Source organism: Colwellia sp. (genome assembly GCF_013214175.1).
In the GTDB taxonomy this organism is placed as follows: domain Bacteria; phylum Pseudomonadota; class Gammaproteobacteria; order Enterobacterales; family Alteromonadaceae; genus Colwellia.
Window position 1 is genome coordinate 608,619 of record NZ_JABSPA010000001.1, and the last position, 19,624, is coordinate 628,242.

General features: G+C 39.0%; 15 protein-coding genes. 9 read left to right on the forward strand and 6 right to left on the reverse strand.

Annotated features, from left to right (window positions below; genetic code table 11):
- Nucleotides 1–735: 735 nt before the first annotated feature.
- The 3 genes from gltX (at nucleotide 736) to HRT55_RS02620 (ending at nucleotide 5,420) form a co-directional block, all read left to right on the forward strand.
- Nucleotides 736–2,148, forward strand: coding sequence for a glutamate--tRNA ligase (gltX, locus tag HRT55_RS02610; RefSeq protein WP_291618580.1), 1,413 nt, complete (start codon nucleotides 736–738; stop codon nucleotides 2,146–2,148).
- A gap of 42 nt (nucleotides 2,149–2,190) precedes the next feature.
- On the forward strand, nucleotides 2,191–3,540 hold the full coding sequence (locus HRT55_RS02615) for a DEAD/DEAH box helicase (RefSeq protein WP_291618582.1): 1,350 nt from the start codon (nucleotides 2,191–2,193) through the stop codon (nucleotides 3,538–3,540).
- A gap of 218 nt (nucleotides 3,541–3,758) precedes the next feature.
- The gene (locus tag HRT55_RS02620) at nucleotides 3,759–5,420 is read left to right on the forward strand and encodes an FMN-binding glutamate synthase family protein (RefSeq protein ID WP_291618584.1); all 1,662 of its coding nucleotides are present in this window, start codon (nucleotides 3,759–3,761) and stop codon (nucleotides 5,418–5,420) included.
- A 191-nt stretch (nucleotides 5,421–5,611) separates the two neighbouring features.
- On the opposite strand, the gene HRT55_RS02625 is transcribed toward HRT55_RS02620, so the two are convergent.
- Both HRT55_RS02625 and HRT55_RS02630 read right to left on the reverse strand, forming a co-directional pair.
- Complete coding sequence (locus HRT55_RS02625; RefSeq protein ID WP_291618586.1) at nucleotides 5,612–6,460, reverse strand: 23S rRNA (adenine(2030)-N(6))-methyltransferase RlmJ; 849 nt, start codon at nucleotides 6,458–6,460, stop codon at nucleotides 5,612–5,614.
- Between the two features lie 112 nt (nucleotides 6,461–6,572).
- Nucleotides 6,573–8,165 (reverse strand): ABC-F family ATPase, encoded by a 1,593-nt coding sequence (locus HRT55_RS02630; protein ID WP_291618588.1) that lies wholly within the window; start codon nucleotides 8,163–8,165, stop codon nucleotides 6,573–6,575.
- Nucleotides 8,166–8,446: 281 nt separating this feature from the next.
- On the opposite strand from HRT55_RS02630, the gene HRT55_RS02635 reads away from it, so the two are divergent.
- From HRT55_RS02635 to HRT55_RS02650, 4 genes are all read left to right on the forward strand, one after another.
- Nucleotides 8,447–8,785 carry a hypothetical protein gene (locus tag HRT55_RS02635; RefSeq protein ID WP_291618590.1) on the forward strand — a complete coding sequence of 113 codons (339 nt, stop codon included), beginning with the start codon at nucleotides 8,447–8,449 and terminating at the stop codon, nucleotides 8,783–8,785.
- A 193-nt stretch (nucleotides 8,786–8,978) separates the two neighbouring features.
- A complete protein-coding gene (locus HRT55_RS02640) occupies nucleotides 8,979–9,335 on the forward strand; it encodes a response regulator (RefSeq protein ID WP_291618592.1) in 357 nt (118 codons plus the stop codon).
- Nucleotides 9,336–9,365: 30 nt separating this feature from the next.
- Nucleotides 9,366–9,989, forward strand: coding sequence for a chemotaxis protein CheX (locus HRT55_RS02645; RefSeq protein WP_291618593.1), 624 nt, complete (start codon nucleotides 9,366–9,368; stop codon nucleotides 9,987–9,989).
- A gap of 9 nt (nucleotides 9,990–9,998) precedes the next feature.
- Complete coding sequence (locus HRT55_RS02650; RefSeq protein WP_291618595.1) at nucleotides 9,999–12,068, forward strand: response regulator; 2,070 nt, start codon at nucleotides 9,999–10,001, stop codon at nucleotides 12,066–12,068.
- Nucleotides 12,069–12,100: 32 nt separating this feature from the next.
- Here HRT55_RS02650 and HRT55_RS02655 read toward each other — a convergent pair whose 3' ends face one another.
- The gene (locus HRT55_RS02655) at nucleotides 12,101–14,404 is read right to left on the reverse strand and encodes a YgiQ family radical SAM protein (RefSeq protein WP_291618597.1); all 2,304 of its coding nucleotides are present in this window, start codon (nucleotides 14,402–14,404) and stop codon (nucleotides 12,101–12,103) included.
- A 319-nt stretch (nucleotides 14,405–14,723) separates the two neighbouring features.
- Between HRT55_RS02655 and HRT55_RS02660 the strand changes: the two genes are divergently transcribed.
- Entirely contained in the window at nucleotides 14,724–16,625 is a 1,902-nt protein-coding gene (locus HRT55_RS02660; RefSeq protein WP_291618599.1) for a DUF885 family protein, read from the forward strand.
- A gap of 193 nt (nucleotides 16,626–16,818) precedes the next feature.
- On the opposite strand, the gene HRT55_RS02665 is transcribed toward HRT55_RS02660, so the two are convergent.
- The gene (locus HRT55_RS02665; RefSeq protein WP_291618601.1) at nucleotides 16,819–17,322 is read right to left on the reverse strand and encodes a hypothetical protein; all 504 of its coding nucleotides are present in this window, start codon (nucleotides 17,320–17,322) and stop codon (nucleotides 16,819–16,821) included.
- 164 nt (nucleotides 17,323–17,486) lie between these two features.
- Here HRT55_RS02665 and HRT55_RS02670 point away from each other — a divergent pair, with 164 nt between their 5' ends.
- Nucleotides 17,487–17,663: a hypothetical protein gene (locus HRT55_RS02670; protein WP_291618603.1), complete on the forward strand. Its 177-nt coding sequence runs from the start codon at nucleotides 17,487–17,489 to the stop codon at nucleotides 17,661–17,663.
- A gap of 285 nt (nucleotides 17,664–17,948) precedes the next feature.
- Here HRT55_RS02670 and HRT55_RS02675 read toward each other — a convergent pair whose 3' ends face one another.
- Both HRT55_RS02675 and purN read right to left on the reverse strand, forming a co-directional pair.
- Nucleotides 17,949–18,716 carry a DUF3108 domain-containing protein gene (locus tag HRT55_RS02675; RefSeq protein WP_291618605.1) on the reverse strand — a complete coding sequence of 256 codons (768 nt, stop codon included), beginning with the start codon at nucleotides 18,714–18,716 and terminating at the stop codon, nucleotides 17,949–17,951.
- Between the two features lie 166 nt (nucleotides 18,717–18,882).
- Complete coding sequence (gene purN / locus HRT55_RS02680) at nucleotides 18,883–19,524, reverse strand: phosphoribosylglycinamide formyltransferase (RefSeq protein ID WP_291618606.1); 642 nt, start codon at nucleotides 19,522–19,524, stop codon at nucleotides 18,883–18,885.
- Nucleotides 19,525–19,624: the final 100 nt, after the last annotated feature.

The window sequence follows — 19,624 nt, forward strand, 5'->3', positions numbered from 1 at the left end:
CGATTAGCTCAGTTGGGAGAGCACCGCCCTTACAAGGCGGGGGTCACTGGTTCAAGCCCAGTATCGTCCACCACTTTTTATGTTCAATTATCTTCCTTGTATATTTTAGATATAACTTAGTTATTAAAGCACCTTCTACCTTTTACACCCCGCGCCATATCACTTGTTCAAGCCCTGTATCGTCCACCATCTTTGAATACCTAAATAATTCTTATAAAGCTAAAAATCTATTTCATTAAACTCATCTTAATTATCATTTAGATAAATCTAAGCTATAAATTTCATCAGTTACAATCCGAACCATTTCACTGGCTCGAGCCTGAGATTATCAATAAACCGCCAGCAAATATCTAAACCTATAATTTATAAATCATAATTATACCAATTTCATTAAATTATTGCCCACTTGTGCTGGTTAAAATACCCCAAGGCGGCGTTGCTCTCAATCCTAATAGCTAGCTATTACTCAATCAAGCGCCTTGCCCTGATTTATTTTTCCTGCGCGCAACAAGATCACAAACTTAATGAAATTGGTATTACTCATTAAAGATCAAAGTTTCTTGCGCACAGAACTATCATTTATATCCCGCACTATACCCTTGACCGATAACATCATTTAATTACAGCAAAGTGATGAATTGTCTAAGGCGCAATGCTAAAATGCCGTCAATTTATTGATTCATACTCCTAATGCCGCCAAATAAGCGTTATTAGTGACACCTTGTAGAGACTCTTATGACTTTAACGACACGTTTTGCTCCAAGCCCAACAGGTTATTTACATGTTGGTGGTGCCCGTACTGCCTTGTATAGCTGGTTATATGCCAAGAAAAATGGTGGTAATTTTATTCTTCGTATAGAAGATACCGATTTAGAGCGCTCTACCCAGGCATCAGTTGATGCCATTATGGATGGTATGAATTGGTTGAACCTTGATTGGACTCATGGTCCTTACTTTCAAACAAAATGCTTTGATCGTTATAAAGAAGTTATCGAACAATTATTGGCATCGGGTAATGCGTATCGCTGTTACAGCACAGCGGAAGAAGTTGATGTTATGCGTGAAGAAGCGAAAGCAAAAGGCGGTATTGAAAAATACAATGGTCTATGGCGTGACCGTACCGATCACCCCACAGATAAACCTTTTGTTATTCGTTTTAAAAACCCATTAGATGGCGATGTTGTTATCAAAGATATGGTTAAAGGCGATATTACCATTAGCAATGAGCAGTTAGATGATTTAATCATCGCTCGCTCTGACGGCACTCCTACTTATAACTTAACGGTTGTGGTTGATGACTGGGATATGAAAGTTTCACACGTTGTCCGTGGTGATGATCATATTAGTAATACGCCTAAGCAAATTAATATCCTTAATGCCTTAGGTGCTGATATCCCTGAATATGCTCATATCCCGATGATTTTAGGTGATGATGGTAAACGTTTATCAAAACGTCATGGCGCTGTAGGTGTTATGCAATATCGCGATGATGGTTATTTACCTGAAGCGCTTCTAAACTACTTAGTACGTTTAGGCTGGTCACATGGCGATAAAGAAATCTTCTCTCGTGAAGAGATGATTGAGTTATTTGACTTAAAAGACTGTAACCGCGCAGCGTCTGGTTTTAATACAGATAAACTTATTTGGGTTAATCAGCATTACATGAAAACCATGGACCCTGAATATGTTGCTGAGCACCTTGCCTGGCACATGAAAGACCAAGGTATAGATACTACTAATGGACCAGCGCTTAGCGAAGTAGTTAAAATTCAAGCTGACCGAGTTAAAACTTTGAAAGAAATGGCGCAAATATCACGTTATTTCTATGAAGACTTTACCGAGCTTGATGCCAAAGCCGTTAAAAAGCATTTACGCCCAGTAGTTAAAGAGCCAATGATGTTAGTTAAACAAAAACTAGCCGCATTAACTGATTGGTCACCAGAGCCTATTCATGCGGCAATTAATGATACTGCAACTGAGTTAGAGCTTGGTATGGGGAAAGTAGGTATGCCACTTCGTGTAGCGGCAACAGGTGGCGGTAACTCACCATCACTTGATATTACTTTGGCCTTATTAGATCAAAAGAAAGTATTAGAAAGAATTGACCAAGCCTTAGTTGTAGTCGAAGCAAGAATTGCTGCGAGTTAATGAAAATTTTATCCATGTTAGATACGTTTAGGAGTACACCTAGTGCAATTTAGTGATTTTGGTTTAGACAGATGTTTAATAGATACGGTTAATCATCTTGGTTTTAGCGCGCCAACACAAATTCAGCAACAGGCTATTCCTGCGGCAATGGCGGGGCATGACTTGATCGCCTCGTCGAAAACCGGCTCAGGTAAAACCTTAGCTTTTATCCTACCGGCGATACAAAGGTTAAGTAAAAACCGCGCTTTATCTAAGCGTGATCCTCGTGTGGTTATTTTAACGCCGACACGTGAATTAGCGAAACAAGTGTTTAGTCAATTACGTTTATTTACCGCCAATACCCAATTTAAAGCAGTATTGATTTTAGGTGGTGAAAACTTTAACGACCAAGTGAAAGTGTTAGAAAAAGACCCGCATTTTATTGTTGCGACACCGGGTCGTTTAGCGGATCATTTAAAACAAGGTCACTTTTATTTAAATGGCTTAGAGCTACTCATTTTAGATGAAGCTGATCGTATGCTTGATTTAGGTTTTAGTAAACAGCTCACGCAAATAAATAATGCTGCCGATCACCGTAAACGTCAAACGTTACTGTTTTCAGCAACCTTAGACCATGCGCAAGTGAATGATTTTGCCAAAGAGTTACTGACCAAACCGAAACGTATTGCCATAGCATCGGCTCATACCGAACATGAAGATATTACCAAACGTTTCTTTTTAGCAGACAATCTCAGTCAAAAAGAAGTACTTTTGCAGCATTTCTTAACCACTGAAACATCGAAGCAAATTATTATTTTCACTGCTACCCGTAGTGATACTGACCGTTTAGCTAAGTTGCTTACCGAGCAAGAGCTTAATGCCGTTGCTTTAAGTGGTGACTTAAACCAAGGTCAGCGTAATCAAATTATGGACAGCTTTGCTAAAGGCCAACATAAAATATTAGTAACCACAGATTTAGCTTCACGTGGCCTTGATTTAATCAATGTATCCCACGTAATTAACTTTGATATGCCAAAACATGCGGAAGAGTTTGTCCATCGCATTGGTCGTACGGGTCGAGCTGGCACTAAAGGTGATGCCATTTCATTAGTAGGTCCTAATGATTGGTTAAGCTTTAAAAACGTTGAAGCTTTCTTGCAGCAAAAAATAAGCTTTACTAAAGTTGCCGGGTTTAAGGTTAAGTTTAAAGGCTTAAAACCGAAAAAAGAAAAAGTGGTTAAAGTTAAAGTTGATACTACTAAAGATAACAAAGTGGTTGCGAGTAAACCCAGAAAAGTTATTAAGAAAACTTTCCTTGATATAGAAGATTTTGGCGCAATGAAAATTATTAAGCGTAAGAAAGCGTTAACACCTGAGCAAATTGAAAATTCGGCTAAAAAAGAACAGGATTAGCACTTCAGCGTTAAAAAAACACATTAACTAATGAATAAAAAGGCAACCTAGCGTTGCCTTTTTTTATGGCCATAATTTGACTATAGAGTGACTGGCAGAGTCACTGAAACTATCATATTGATGAAAATGATAAGTTATTACTAACAAGATATTTGATAGTTAGGTATGATAAATGTGTTTGATTAATATAATAATTATAAATTTTATAGGGATGTTTTATGACCATAATGCAAAAAGCTCTTTGGCTAATTGTTAGCCTAGGTAATCTGTCAGCAGGCTATTTCTTCATGCTCAGCCAAAGTGCAGTGAGTTTTGCTTTATTAATCACCACATTTCTCTATAGCATTATTGGCATTTATGATGTTTTCTATAGTCGGCACAGCCTGAACCGTCTTTACCCGGTAGTGGCATATCTGCGTTATTTTCTTGAATCTTACCGCGTTGAAATTCAGCAATATTTTATTGCTAATGACACTGAAGAGCGTCCTTTTAACCGTGAACAACGTACCTTAGTTTACCAACGTGCGAAAAACGTCCGTGATACTATAGCGTTTGGTACCCAACGTGATCTCGTTGAAGATAACTACTTAAGTTTATGGCATTCATTATCGCCTACTCATATAAAAGAGAGTGCTAAACGTATACTTATTGGCGGTGATAGCTGCAAGCAACCCTACTCAGCATCATATTTGAATATTTCGGCGATGAGCTTTGGCTCGTTAAGTACCAATGCCATTGAAGCGCTTAATTTAGGTGCTAAAAAAGCCGGTTGTTATCACAATACCGGTGAAGGCGCGGCGAGTCCTTATCATTTAAAACATGGTGGTGATATTGTTTGGCAACTTGGAACAGGGCTTTTCGGTTGCCGTGATGAGCAGGGGCGATTTAACCCGGCTAGCTTTGAAAAAACAGCTAAGCTACCGCAAGTTAAAATGATCGAAATAAAGCTGAGTCAGGGCGCCAAACCAGGTCATGGCGGTGTACTGCCTAAAGCCAAAATTACCGATGAAATTGCTCGCATTAGGCATATATCAAAAGATCAGGATTGTATCTCGCCCGCGGTTAACCCTGAATGTACTTCGCCAAAAGACCTGTTAGCTTTTATAGAAAGGTTACGTAGTTTAAGTGGTGGTAAACCTATTGGCTTTAAATTATGTATTGGTAATCCGGCCGAATTTTTAAGTATTTGTAAAGCTATGCTCGAAACAGGCATTACCCCTGATTTTATCACCGTTGATGGCGCTGAAGGCGGAACAGGCGCTGCGCCGGTTGAATTTACTAACCGCTTAGGGTTAATTTGTTTAGAGGGTATAAGCATAGTAAACAGCGCCTTGGTTGGTGTTGGGCTTCGGCATAAAATAAAAATTATTGCTTCAGGTAAAACCGCATCGAGTTTTGATTTACTGGCAAAAATTGCTGCCGGCGCTGATGTCGTTAATGCCGCAAGAACTATGATGATGGCTATAGGTTGTATTCAATCAAGACATTGTAATACCAACCTTTGCCCAACAGGTGTGGCAACTCAAGATCCCGCGCGTGCAAAGGCCATTGATGTTGATAGTAAAAGTGATCGCGTGAAAAACTTCCACAATAATACCTTAGCAAGCTTTTATGAGTTGGTTGGCAGTATGGGTTTGGACGACCCTGCGAAACTTGTTCCGCAAATGATAAAAAGGCGCTCACCTTATGGTATGCAAATGTCGATGGGCAGCCTTGTTGCGGCGCTATCAGAAAATGCTTTAATTGACCCATCATCAAATGAGAATGAACTTGATGAATCGTGGCAACACTGGTGGCAAGCAAGTAGTGCTGAGCAGTTTTATGTTGATGATTTCTTTATATTGAAAGCGCCGGAGTTTCACCAGAGTCGAGCTCATTAAGTTAACGCTCAGCGAGCTTATTGACTTTTAAAGGTGTTATTTAGATTACGTTAATGAAGGAGTTTGGGAAGGTTTTAACTTTACTTAATTTGAGTTATTTCGAGTTTCGGTTTGAGTTCAGGCCTATTTAAAAGCTGAACTCAAACCGAGTAAACACGTGTACGGGCACTACTGTTTACTGTTGTAGTCTACTACTCAGCGATTAACTGAGAGAGGGTATAACTTGTCGCATCAGTGCCAAGTTTAGCCTTCATATACGGTAATATTTCTTCAAGTTGTTCTGTTAATTGCCATGGCGGGTTAACGATAAACAAACCTGTGCCGGTCATGCCGTATTCGTCAGTATCAGCGGCCATGCAAAACTCAACTTGCAGTACATTTTTAATCGCACTGGCTTTGAATGCTTGCTGCATTTCTTCAACTAGCTCACGCTTAACAACCGGGTACCAAAGAATGTAAGTGCCAGTAGAAAATTTGCTATAGGCCTTAATGATGGTTTTTACCGCTTTTTGATAATCTTCTTTAAGCTCATAAGGCGGATCAATAAGTACTACACCACGGCGACTTGGTGGTGGTAATAAACCAAGCACACCTTTATAGCCATCGGACTGCTTAACAAATACTTTACGCCAACGCTGACAAAAATCTTCTAAGTGCTGAATATCAGTTGGGTGTAATTCAAAAAGGTGACTAGAGTCTTGACGACGAACAAAGGCTTTAGCTATGCCAGGAGAGCCGGGATAAACCTCAAGTTCATCATCGCTAGGGTTTAGGTTAAGGCTGTTGATTAGTGATAAATACGGTTCAAGTGACTCAGGGGCATCTTCATCGTTCATAATCTTGGCAATACCGTCTTTATACTCACCGGTTTTTTGTGCATACTCATCAGCCAATTGATACATACCAGCCCCAGAGTGACTATCGATATAACAAAAGCCTTTTTCTTTACGAGTCATATAATCAAGTATCAGTGATAAAACACTGTGTTTGAGTACATCGGCAAAATTGCCAGCATGAAAAGCGTGACGATAACTAAGCAAGGTAATTCCTTAAAGTAGGGAGGTAATGGATATCATGTTAAACAAGAAAATAAAAACGGCTATCAAGTTATGATGTTGATAGCCGTTAGCAATATTTAGTTTATAGCTTAGCTTATGCTTGGCTAGCTAAGTACTCATCATAAGTACCGGCAAAGTCGATATAACCGTCTTTGGTTAATTCAATAATACGAGTGGCGATAGTTGAAACAAACTCTCGGTCATGGCTCACGAATAACAGTGTACCCTCGTATTGCTCTAACGCCATATTTAAGGATTCAATTGATTCCATGTCCATGTGGTTGGTTGGTTCATCAAGCAGCAAAATATTAGGCTGTTGCATCATTAGCTTACCAAATAACATCCGACCTTTTTCACCACCTGATAACACTTTAATTGACTTTTTAATGTCATCAGATGAGAAAAGTAAACGTCCTAAATAACCGCGAATCGCTTGCTCGTCATCGGTTGGTTGGCGCCACTGGCTCATCCAGTCAAATAAGGTCATGTCATTTTCAAACTCAAATTCATGATCTTGCGCGTAATAACCAATATTGACATTTTCAGACCAAGTAAACTCACCTGAATCTTGCTCATAGGCTACTTCGTTCATTAAGGTGCGTAAAAAGGTAGTTTTGCCAATACCATTTTCACCAATAATGGCGATGCGTTCACCTACTTCAATTAGGGCTGAAAGATCTTTAAGGATATGATTACCATCAAAGCTTTTATTTAACTTTTCAACTACTAAGGCATTACGGAATAATTTCTTTTCTTGCTCAAAACGAATAAACGGGTTACTACGACTTGATGCTTTCACTTCTTCTAACTGAATTTTATCAATGCGCTTAGCACGAGAAGTGGCTTGTTTCGCTTTTGAAGCGTTAGCAGAGAAACGCGCCACGAAGGCTTGCAGTTCGCCAATTTGTGCTTTTTTCTTAGCGTTATCTGATAATAAACGTGCTCTTGCTTGTGTTGCCGCCAACATGTATTCGTCATAGTTACCTGGGAAAACACGTAGCTCACCGTAATCTAAATCGGCCATATGGGTACAAACACTGTTCAAAAAATGTCTATCATGAGAAATGATGATCATGGTTGAATTACGTTCATTTAACGTTTCTTCTAACCATTGGATAGTGTGAATATCCAAGTTGTTGGTTGGCTCATCGAGTAACAAAATATCAGGATTTGAAAACAGTGCTTGTGCAAGTAATATACGTAACTTAAAACCAGGCGCTATTTCGCTCATTAAACCGTAATGTTGCTCAACGGGGATACCAACACCAATTAACAACTCACCAGCACGAGCTTCTGCGCTGTAACCATCCATTTCGGCATATTCAGACTCTAAATCGCCAACTTTCATACCATCGGCTTCGCTCATTTCAGGTAAAGCATAAATACTGTCGCGTTCTTCTTTTACCGCCCAAAGTTCGGTATGACCCATGATAACTGTATCAATAACACTGTTATCTTCAAAAGCGAATTGGTCTTGACGTAATTTACCTAAACGTTCACCGGTATCAAGAGTAACATTGCCACCTGTTTGCTCTAAATCACCACCTAAAATTTTCATAAAGGTAGATTTACCACAACCATTGGCGCCAATTAAACCGTAACGATTACCGCCACCAAATTTTTGTGAGATGTTTTCAAACAATGGCTTAGCGCCAAATTGTTGGGTTATATTATTAGCTGTTAGCATATGTGTTCCGTCGAATGTTGAGGTTTACTGGGTCAAATGTGTCAGTAAATTTACCGATAGCTACCGAACAAGATGTAGTTACCGGACAAGTTATGCGCGCGATTATACACTAGTGTTGAAAAGTCGCATACGATAATTTCGAACTTAGCTAAGTCCAATAGGCCAATTTAAGAGTAGGGCTATCTCAGCAAAAATAACATATTCACATATACTAAATAGATGGATAAAAAATGCTTTCAGGGAGGATATTTTCACTTCTAAATTGAATAAGAGGTAGTATTATGAAAGCACTGATAAAATTTTTATATTTAGGCCTATTTGTATTTTTTGCTATTAGCTCGAAGCCGTTCAGGTTAGCTGGGATTTATAGCCAAACTCGTTTTATCAATGTTGCTAAGGACGTCGGACTAAAGATATCTTCAGATAAAGCAACATGGCTCACCAGTAAAATTGTGCTCAAAGTAAAAGAATTAAAAGCCTTTATCCAAAGCCAAGAAAATCCTGATCCTAGCCACGAAAAAGCGGTGTTATTAACGGGTGAAGTCAATGGACTTATTGATGCACTAACCGCTGAAAACAGCAGCAGCTTTATTTATCGATGTTTTGTCTGGTTTACCTAAGGCCAAGTCGTATAAAAGTGGTTCGTGTTTTATCTGCAAGGAAATAAGTCATTTGCAATAACTCTCACTATAAGTCTTTTATCTTTATGGCTAATCAAGCTATTTTTGTTGATTAGCTTGATAAAAGCCAAGTCCCTGCATAAGCTTTCTAGCAACTTTATGATCTTCAGTGGGTTAACTTTTAGGCGGCGCAATGAGTAAAACAATATTAGTAGTTGATGACAGCATAGTTTCACGCATGATGATAAAAACAATTATAGAATCCCATGTGCAAGGGGTAGACATAATCGAGGCAGGCAATGGAGCACAAGCACTTGATAAGGTGGCTGAAGGTAAGGTCATTGATGTAGCTTTCGTTGATTACAATATGCCGGGTATGACGGGACTTGAATTAATTAGTGCCTTAGCAGCAAAACTGACCATTCCCAAAGTAGTCTTACTGACAGCAAATATTCAAGATGAAATCAAAGCTCAAGCATTAGCTGCGGGAGTAACTTTTATGAATAAGCCGATCGATGAAGAGGTTATCGCAACGTTTTTACAAAGCTAGCCGTTAGAGTCACAAACGAGTAATTATTATATGCCTGATAAATTGACCCCCCTTGAAATAGATGCCTTAACGGAAATTTTTAATATTGGCATTGGCCGTGCTGCTAAGTCATTGAATCAAATGGTTTCTCAAACGGTTGATTTAACTATTCCTGAAATTGAAATATTGCCTAATAAGCAGGCCAAACATAAACTTGATTTGGATACAGCGATGGAAATTAGTGCAGTTACTCAACGATTTTCGGGTGACTTTCAAGGGCAAGCTTTATTAATGTTTAGTAAAGAGAATGGCTTACAACTGGTGAGATTATTACTTGGCAATAAAATACCCATTGAAGACTTATCCGAGTTAGAGCAAGATTCTTTAGTTGAAATAGGGAATGTTATTTTAAATGCTTGTTTTGGTACCGTGATTAACTTTTTACAAGCGTCTATTTCAATTGAAATGCCCGAGTTTATTCAAGGTAACTTAAATAAAATTTTCACCTATAGCAGTGAGCATGATTGGTCACTGTATATAAAAGTGAAATTTTCGCTGCCCAGTGAAAATATTGCCGGTCATATCTCCTTTATTATGGATATAACCTCACTGGAAATTTTTCAAGAATCAGTGCGTAAGTTTGTTTTTGGAATCACCAATACCGTCAAAAGCTAAGGTGATTACATGGCAAACTTAACTAGTGACATACTTTTTGCTTCTTTAAACCAACTTTCTGTTGGCATAGTTATCATTGATGAACAGCAAAAACTAGTTTTTTTTAATCAATGGCTAAGTGATTATTCAGGCAAGAACTTAGCTGACCATGAAGGTAAATATTTAGGGGCAGTATTCACACAGTATCAAGACTCTCGTTTGAGTGATGCCTGTGAGTCTGCTTTGTCATTGGGTTTACCCGCAAGACTATCACATACCTTTAACCCAGCACCTTTACCGCTTTATCAAAATAATTTTTTCGGAGATGAAAAGTTTTTAATTCAACAGCAAATTAGTGTTAAAAAAATTGCTATAGAGTCATCAAGCCCTCTTTGCCAAATCGTTATTGTTAATGTTACTCATATGGTGAAAAAGGAGAAAACGCTACAAAAACTAGCGGATGACAATAAGATTCAGCAGCAAAAGGCAGAAATAGCAAGCCGCTCTAAATCTGAGTTTCTTGCTAACATGAGCCACGAAATAAGAACGCCAATTAATGGTGTGCTCGGTATGCTAACGTTATTAGCGGATACTCAGTTAAGTAAAACTCAACGCCATTTTTCTAAACTTGCTCGGGTTAGCGCGGAAATATTATTGCATCTAATTAACGATATATTAGACTTTTCCAAAATAGAAGCCGGTAAACTTGAGATTGAAAAAATAGCTTTTAATCTGCCAGACAGCATAATTGAAACAATACAAGCCATGGCTATTCAAGCACAAGACAAGAATATTGAGATTATTGTTGATACCACAGGTTTGACAGAAAATTTTGTGATGGGTGACCCTAGCCGGTTGAAGCAAATAATTACTAATTTACTCAGTAATGCGATTAAGTTCACCGAACAAGGTGAAATTAATATCACTGTGACCATGGAAGAGAAAAGTTCAAGTCAATTTAAGTTAGCGGTAGTTATAGCTGATACTGGCATAGGTATCCCGGCGAAAAAATGTGCTGATTTATTTACTGCTTTTACTCAAGTTGATGCCTCAACAACGAGAGAGTATGGCGGAACTGGCTTAGGATTAACTATCGTTAAACAACTGTGCCAGCTTATGGGGGGAGATATAAACGTTAATAGTCAGCTGGGGCTGGGCAGCCAGTTTACTTTTTACCTGAGTTTAGATAAAAGCACACTATCAACAAAACCTTTCAAGGCCTTTACCGAAAAACCGATATTACTCATTGATAGTAATGAAAATAGCGCTAAAATTATTAGTAAACAATTACAGCTGTGGGGGCTAAATGTGGTGATAAAAACAGCCTCAGATGAAGTTATCGCCATCTGTGATAAAATTAAGAATCACGACTTCTCCGTCATTATGCTAGATAGCAATTTAGATAAAGCTGCGCTAGATTGTATTGCCCATTTGTTGTTGATAAATAATAAGCTAAGGTCAAAAGCTGTGCCTATTATTTTGCTGACATCCATGAATCATAGCTGTATTGAAAAAAATAACGGACTTTTGGCATTAAGCAATGATGAAAATACTCACCACTTAGCTAAGCCTATGAGTCCCTCAATGCTTTATAACGTATTAACTAATGTACTGTCACAAGAATGCACTAAGTTAGCGAATGGTGATTTAGCGATTGCCCCCTTAATAAGTAACATAACGCATAAAAACAATAAACAAGCAAAAATTCTCTTGGTTGAAGATAATAGGATTAATCAAGAGGTTGCGCTCGGCTTGCTACGTAAATTTGGTTTTAACGCCGATGTCGCTAAAAATGGCGTGCATGCATTAGAGTTATTATTGCAGAGTGAACTCTCTGAGCCATATGAGTTAGTTTTAATGGATTGCCAAATGCCGGAGATGGACGGCTATCAGGCAACACAAGCCATTCGAACAGATGAAAAATATCGGCGCTTTAATCAAGTGAGCATAATTGCCATGACAGCTAACACCATGCAAGGTGATCAGAAAAAATGTTTAGATGCAGGGATGAATGATTATTTAGCTAAACCAATTAACCCGCAACTACTAGCAGAAAAACTTGAATTTTGGTTAACAAATGAAGTAGGTAACCTGTATTAATGATTATCTACTTCATTTTCGGTAAGTTAGACTTAGTTATGCTTTTTTCTATCGGAAAATTGATCGTCTGAAAAACGCGTCAAACCTTTTTTGTGCATTGGCGTTCTCTTACCCTTACCATTGCCTTGTCCCGGTTTAGATCTATTCTGACCTGGGCTACTTTTAAAGCCTTGCGAGTTATTCTTACCTTGTCTGTTTTTATTGGCTAAATTCTGCTCATTACGTGTTTCTCTTGGTACTAAACAGTTTGGCCCTGAGCCAATCAGTTTAGTTAAGCCCATTTTGGTTAACGCTTGACGAATCTGTGCCCAGTTTAGGGGATCATGATAACGTAGTATGGCTTTGTGTAAACGTCGTTGAATGGTGCCTTTAGGTACGGTTATTCGACCACCTTCCTTAGCTAAGTTTTTGCTGGTCACGTTGCGCAACGAGTTCAACTCGGTATGATACAAGGTGGTCGCATTAGCTAATGGTGAAGGATAAAAGTTTTGTACCTGATCTAACTTAAAATCATTGTCTTTTAGCCATAGCGCTAAATTAACCATATCTCTGTCAGTGGTGCCTGGGTGAGCAGAGATAAAGTAAGGGATCAAGTACTGTTTCTTGCCAGCAAGTTTAGAATAATGGTCAAACATTTCTTTAAATTTGTCATAGCTGCCCATGCCTGGTTTCATCATCTTATCAAGCGGGCCTTGTTCGGTATGCTCTGGAGCAATTTTTAAATAACCGCCAACATGATGGGTGGCTAATTCTTGAATATATTCAGGATGCTCTATGGCTAAATCGTAACGAACACCTGAAGCGATCAACACCTTTTTAATGCCTTTAACTTTACGCGCTTTACGGTAAAGCTCGATGGTTGGGGTATGATCGGTATCTAAGTGGCCACAAATAGTTGGCCAGACACATGAAGGCTTACGACAAGTCGCTTCGGCTTTTTCACTTTTACAATTGAGCTGATACATATTCGCCGTTGGACCACCAAGATCTGATATCACACCAGTAAAACCTGGTACTTTTTCTCTAATATCTTCTATTTCTTTGATGATCGATTCATGGGAGCGACTTTGAATAATGCGGCCTTCATGCTCGGTAATTGAGCAGAAAGTACAACCACCAAAACAACCGCGCATGATATTAATCGATGTTTTTATCATGTCATATGCTGGGATCTTGGCTTTACCATAACTTGGGTGTGGTACTCGTTTATATTCAAGATCAAATACGCCATCCATTTCCGCTGTTGACAGCGGTTTCGCCGGTGGATTTAACCAAATTAGTCGTGTGCCGTGACTCTGTACTAACGGCTTAGCTGAAGTAGGGTTAACTTCTTGATGAAAAATACGTGATGCATGCGCATACAGAACCTTGTTATCTTTTACCTGCTCAAATGTCGGTAAATTAATGTAAGTGGTTTCCCAAGGTTTAGCTTTTTGTTCCCATGTTTTATTACGGTAGTCCGCCATTACAATAGGCTGAGCCGTTTTAGTAACGTCTTTAGCCTGATCTTCTGCGGCCGATTGTGCTTCGTTATCACTACAGCTTTCTGGCGTAATTTCTGTGTAAGGGCTAAGAATGGCATCAATTTTACCCGGACGGTCGATATCACGGGAATCTATGCCTTTCCAGCCTGGCAGAGCCTGGTTGGTTAAGAAAGCACTGCCACGAACATCGGTGATATTTTTAACATCTTCACCACGAGCAATACGGTGGGCAATTTCAACTAATGGCCGCTCTGCATTGCCAAAGATTAATAAATCGGCTTTTGAATCAAATAATACTGAGCGACGAACTTTATCTGACCAGTAATCATAGTGGGCTATTCGGCGTAAACTGGCTTCAATTCCGCCAATAATAACAGGTACACCTTTAAAGGCTTCTTTACAGCGCTGAGTATATGCAGTCACTGCGCGATCTGGACGCTTACCGCCTTCATCATTCGGTGTATAGGCATCATCATGACGCATTCTTCGCTCGGCAGTATATCGATTGATCATGGAATCCATATTACCGGCAGTAACGCCAAAAAATAAATTAGGTTTGCCTAATTCCATGAAGGCGTCTTTTGAATGCCATGCGGGTTGTGCAATTATACCCACTCTAAAACCTTGCGCTTCAAGCATACGGCCAATAATAGCCATACCAAAACTTGGGTGATCTACATAAGCATCACCGGTGACAATAATAATGTCACAACTGTCCCAGCCTAGTATGTCCATTTCTTTGCGTGACATAGGTAAGAATGGCGCTGTGCCGTAGCACTCAGCCCAGTACTTTGGATAATCAAATAATCCTTGCTGTGATTTCGAAATTATTTGTTTTTTTACTGAAGCCATATCACCATTCCCGTTGGGGTTAACCAATTCTAAAATTACTATGTCACCAAATGACTGTGCCGCCCGTGTACTGTGAAACAGCACTATGAAAATAGCGGGCGCGGGATTATATCAGAAATATCATGCGAGCCCCAAATATATCAGTATGTTTTTTGTACGATTGGAAGTGACTTGGTAAAAAATAAGGATTGTATAATGTTTACAATCTTGACGGTATTTGCTCTAATCACTTTGAGTCATATTTAGTCTGATGATTACCATAAAGAAAGCAATAAAAACAAAAATTATAAAGAGTGTTATTAATATTTTAGAGGAAGCTATGAATAAGAACCTAAAAAACAGCTTGTTGGCAAGCGCTATTGTCACAGCTCTTGGCTTAAGTGCCTGTGTTAAACAAAGCGATACAGTGGCAGTAACTCAATCAACACCAGCGTCACAAGGGGCTGACAATGCTGTCGTTATTAGCGCAGAGCAAAATTTAACGGCGCTCTATTTGCAAGCTAAGCAAAGTCTCTTTAAACAGCGTGCTTTATCAGCAACCATGTATGGCTTATCCGAGCAAGATGTTGGCCAAGACGTCAGCAGCAAGATGGAGCTTTACGGCTCTGCAAACGAAGCCAAGTTACGTGCTGAGTTATTATCGATATCGAATAAAATTGCGGGTATTAAGCTTGAAGGTGATGATATTACCGCGAAAAACAACCAGCAAGTGATGGCAGGGTTAACACGATATTTTGCTGGCGAGCCAAACTTTACTGTTGGTTTTATTGATACTTGGATGGGACTTTCGCCCTTTATAGTCAATCAAATTAATGGCCCCTTGATTGATATCCCTCGTATTATGCAAAACGACCAGCCAATTACCACAGAGCAACAAGCATTAGATTATATCGCGCGGTTAGGAGCATTTGACCGTCTTGCTAATAGTATTATTGAAAAACAAGCAGCCGATGCCGGACAAAATTGGTTACCACCGAAAGTGACTTTACAAGGAGCAATTAAGTACCTTAAGGGCTTTACCAGTGTTCCCGCAGAGCAGCATACTTTTGTCAGTGTATTTGCCGATAAAGTTGACAAAATTGACTCGCTTAATGCTGAGCAAAAGCAAGCATTAATAAAACAAGTTATCTCGAAAGTCAGCCAAGTGGTCTATCCAGCATATCAATCGGTGCAAAAAGCCAGTGAACAATTATTGGCTAAATCTCGTGATGAATCAGGTATATGGGCACAGCCAAATGGCAGTGATTATTACCAAGATGCGATTAAACAATTAGGTGATAGTGAACTTACGCCAAGTGAAATACACCAACTAGGTTTGGGTGAAGTCGCTCGCATTAGCGTTGCTATGGACACCATTTTACAACAGCAAGGTTATAAACAAGGCTCTGTTGGCGAGCGTATGGTGGCATTAAATGAAGAGCCACGCTTTTTATATGAAGATTCAACAGTAGGGCGAGAAGAGTTATTAAGTGATATTAATGGTTATATCACTGAAATGACCACAAAAATGGCTCCGGTATTTAAAACGACACCAAGTTATCAAGTTGAGGTGAAAGCTTTTCCAGTTGAAGTACAAGATGGTGCGCCAGGCGGTCAATATACTTCACCGGCTGTTGATGGTAGTAAACCGGGGATTTATTGGATTAACTTACGTGATATGAAAGCTAACCCTAAATTTGGTTTAAAAACCTTAACCTACCATGAAGCAAATCCGGGACATCATTGGCAAATAGCGTTGAATTTAGATCAAGCTGAATTACCTTTTTTACGTAGAATCGCTCCGTATAACGCATATGCCGAGGGTTGGGCGCTTTATTCAGAGCAGGTCGCTTTCGAGTTAGGTATGTATGAAAATGATCCCTTTGGCAACTTAGGTCGTTTACAAGCGGAGTTATTTAGAGCGGTACGTTTAGTGGTTGATACTGGCCTACATGATAAGCGCTGGACACGAGAGCAAGCGATTAGCTATATGTCAGAGCAAACGGGTACCGCTGAGTCTGATGTTATTGCTGAAATTGAACGTTATATGGCATGGCCAGGCCAAGCACTCGGCTATAAACTAGGTATGTTAAAAATATTGAGTTTAAGAGAGCAAGCGGAAAAACGTTTAGGTGAGAATTTTGATTTAGCCGAGTTTCATGATGTTGTGCTGTTAAATGGCGCAGTGCCTATGGCGGTATTATCACGTAATGTGAACTATTGGTTAGATGGTAAGTCATAGGTAAATTTATTTAACCGTTAGCTCTAGCTATAATATCTTGCCGATATGTTCGCTAAAAAATAGCTGTTTCTACATGGTTAGCGGGTAAATAAAAAGGTCGTATTGTTTTTAACAATACGGCTTTTTTATTTTCGGTAAGTTATATAAGTCATATTAGCTTATCGCCTGATTATATTTTGATGAGCTGGAGGTATTAGTGAATGTTATGGTCATTGCTGGTAAGTTCATTTGTACGTTGATTTTTAAGTAGCACACATTGAGTTTCTCCTAAGCGCGCACAGCTATCCAGTTCGGCGATCTCATCGGCTCTAAAAGAAGCATTTGAAAGAATAACCGCAGAGCAGTTGCCACGGCATAAAACATTTTTTATTTGTTCAATATCTAAGTGTGCAGACTTCTTATCAACTAAGTAATTCACCTTGTTTTTGCCTTTAAAACTAACACAAAGCACTTTTGAAATATCGACACCATGGGTTTTCGCTAATTGCTCTAATGATGATTCTTCAGGGTTAATAAACAATACCCACTTTTTTTCTTGATTATGTTGCTGACAAATATTTGCATAGTGATATGACAATTCTTGATGGTTGGCTACATTGGTTAGTTTTAACCAAGTCTGCTCTGCAACGGGAGTACTGATGGCATTTTCTATAACATTGTTTATGACATTGCTATTCATTGTATCTGTGGTGTACATAGTTCAACCTCGTGCTAAATTGTGACAACTAGATATACTGTATGAACGTACAGTATATCGTTTGTGTTGGCTATTCAAGCATTATTTGTAAATTTTTTACACAATATCGATATGCCAGGGTAGAAAATGTATACATTAAAATTATGTAGGCAGGGAATTTAGGCATGGAAATATTTATACTATTCCCAATAACTTTTTCTCTTATCGTACCCAGTAAAAACCAACCAAAACAATGTATTAGATTGAAAAGCAGCTGGCTTTTTGGGGTGAGATTAACGCCGTTTTGGCGTATTTACCCCGCACAAGTGGGTAATAAGGTAATGGAATTGGTATTTGATTAGGTGCAAGACCATCATCGATAGGGCGATCCCTTGAAAATCAATTTGGCTTTTGGCGATAAATATCAGATAACGAATTCTGCTGACAATGACAATGACAAAGCTAGATTATAGCTGTGATCACTGGATTAAGGTCGTTAGCAAGCGAGGCTCTTTAGTAAGGAATTTGCTGCTTATGTATAAATAAAATGTGCGATCGAAGTAGATGAATGGTAAATAGGGTAGTAAATGATAAGGTTAAAACCAAGCATAAAGGCAGCGTTGTTCTGCTTTTATGCTTGATTTTGTTTATTGCTCTAATGTTGATAATTGCGCTTCAAATTGTTCGGCGCCGGCTTTAACTTGATAGAGTTTAACCATTAAATAGTTTAACTCTGGGGCAAACCAAACGTAGGTGATACGTTTTTTCTCAACAATCTCTCGTTTTAAGCGAATCGTTTTAACTAAGCCAAAGGGAAGTATAAGTTCTTCCTCACCATCGTATAGATATTGATAGTTCTTGATCGAGCCTCGAGTACTGATCACAGGATAAACAAAGCGCTTTTGTTCCGGGCTGTTAATTAAGTCAATACGATTTTGTAGATGATAACTGAGTTTATCTAATAGGCCATCAGTGAAATCTAAAGTGATTTTTTTATTATTTTTAACATCGGTCGCCGTTTTTCCCGCTAGGTCATATTGCCATTTATAGTATTTATCGCGTCCGGTTCCTTCGCGTTGATAATCATAACTCAACGGTATCACTTGTTTGTTTTCTACTTTAATTATGGCAGTTTCACTGCGTCTATCAGAAAAAATCAACCAACTTATATCTGTTTCATAATGGTATTTTATTTTATTATCATCAAGGTAACTCAGCTGCCTAATTGCCGTACCGACGGGATCTGATTTATGTAATAAGGTATAGGTAGCCCGATAAGGGGGAATAATTGCTGCGAAGGGGGATCTCTGTTGCTGGGCGGTTGCTTGCGTTTTACTAGAGACCTGAGTAATAGCAGGATTGGCTGAAGCCAGAAAAGGTAAAGTTAACAACAGCAGGGGCAAGAATTTTCGCATAATAAGCAAAGTGTCCAGAAGCAATTAGTACTCATGATACTAACAGCTTCTGTGGGGTGTTTAGCAATAATTTGGTAACTAATTTGTTCTACTATTCTACCCGCAATTAGCCTAAGCCTACTTATGTTAGCGCTTAGTTAGGGTCCCGTCCGTTTAGCTATCAATGTTAATCGTTAGCATAACCTGAAGCTGACAGTGTATTACCATCAAGAATTGCATGATCGCCTTGCATGCTAAGTCTTTTTTCAGCAAACCACTTAACTACGAGTGGGTAGATACGGTGTTCTTGCTCATGTACTCGTGCAGCTAAATCATCACTACTATCGCCATCAAATACTGGTACTTTCGCTTGAAGAATGACTGGACCGCCATCAAGTTCTTCAGTGACAAAATGAACACTAACACCGTGGACATCATCGCCAGCATCAATTGCCCGTTGATGAGTATTTAAACCCTGATATTTAGGTAACAAAGATGGATGTATGTTTAATAGTTTGCCTTGAAAGTGCTGGACAAAGCTGGGGGTGAGAATTCTCATAAAGCCGGCTAAGACAATTAAATCAGCGTCAAAAACATCGATTTTTTTGATAAGAGCTTGATCGTAATCTTCACGGCTAGCGAATTCTTTATGTGAAAGAGCTACGGTAGCAATGTCAGCATTCTGAGCACGCGTTAGGCCATAAGCATCTATTTTATTTGATACCACACCAACCACTTCTGCTGGGTAATTACTATCAGTACAGGCATCAATAATGGCTTGTAAATTAGTGCCGCCGCCTGAGATTAATACAACTATTTTGCTCGACATATTTGTTCCTTATCGCTTAGTAAATTAGTTAAGGATTAATAAAGCAGAGATAAATAAAAGGGGCTAATAAATAGCCCCTTTATAATAATACTTTACTTGC

Bases quoted from the DNA above. Each gene is read 5' to 3' on its own strand.
- HRT55_RS02630 (WP_291618588.1), bottom strand. From the start codon at position 8,165: ATGCTAACAGCTAATAATATAACCCAACAATTTGGCGCTAAGCCATTG.
- HRT55_RS02665 (WP_291618601.1), bottom strand. From the start codon at position 17,322: ATGTACACCACAGATACAATGAATAGCAATGTCATAAACAATGTTATA.
- HRT55_RS02660 (WP_291618599.1), top strand. From the start codon at position 14,724: ATGAATAAGAACCTAAAAAACAGCTTGTTGGCAAGCGCTATTGTCACA.
- HRT55_RS02645 (WP_291618593.1), top strand. From the start codon at position 9,366: ATGCCTGATAAATTGACCCCCCTTGAAATAGATGCCTTAACGGAAATT.
- HRT55_RS02655 (WP_291618597.1), bottom strand. From the start codon at position 14,404: ATGGCTTCAGTAAAAAAACAAATAATTTCGAAATCACAGCAAGGATTA.
- gltX (WP_291618580.1), top strand. From the start codon at position 736: ATGACTTTAACGACACGTTTTGCTCCAAGCCCAACAGGTTATTTACAT.
- HRT55_RS02675 (WP_291618605.1), bottom strand. From the start codon at position 18,716: ATGCGAAAATTCTTGCCCCTGCTGTTGTTAACTTTACCTTTTCTGGCT.
- HRT55_RS02650 (WP_291618595.1), top strand. From the start codon at position 9,999: ATGGCAAACTTAACTAGTGACATACTTTTTGCTTCTTTAAACCAACTT.
- purN (WP_291618606.1), bottom strand. From the start codon at position 19,524: ATGTCGAGCAAAATAGTTGTATTAATCTCAGGCGGCGGCACTAATTTA.
- HRT55_RS02640 (WP_291618592.1), top strand. From the start codon at position 8,979: ATGAGTAAAACAATATTAGTAGTTGATGACAGCATAGTTTCACGCATG.
- HRT55_RS02635 (WP_291618590.1), top strand. From the start codon at position 8,447: ATGAAAGCACTGATAAAATTTTTATATTTAGGCCTATTTGTATTTTTT.
- HRT55_RS02620 (WP_291618584.1), top strand. From the start codon at position 3,759: ATGACCATAATGCAAAAAGCTCTTTGGCTAATTGTTAGCCTAGGTAAT.
- HRT55_RS02670 (WP_291618603.1), top strand. From the start codon at position 17,487: ATGGAAATATTTATACTATTCCCAATAACTTTTTCTCTTATCGTACCC.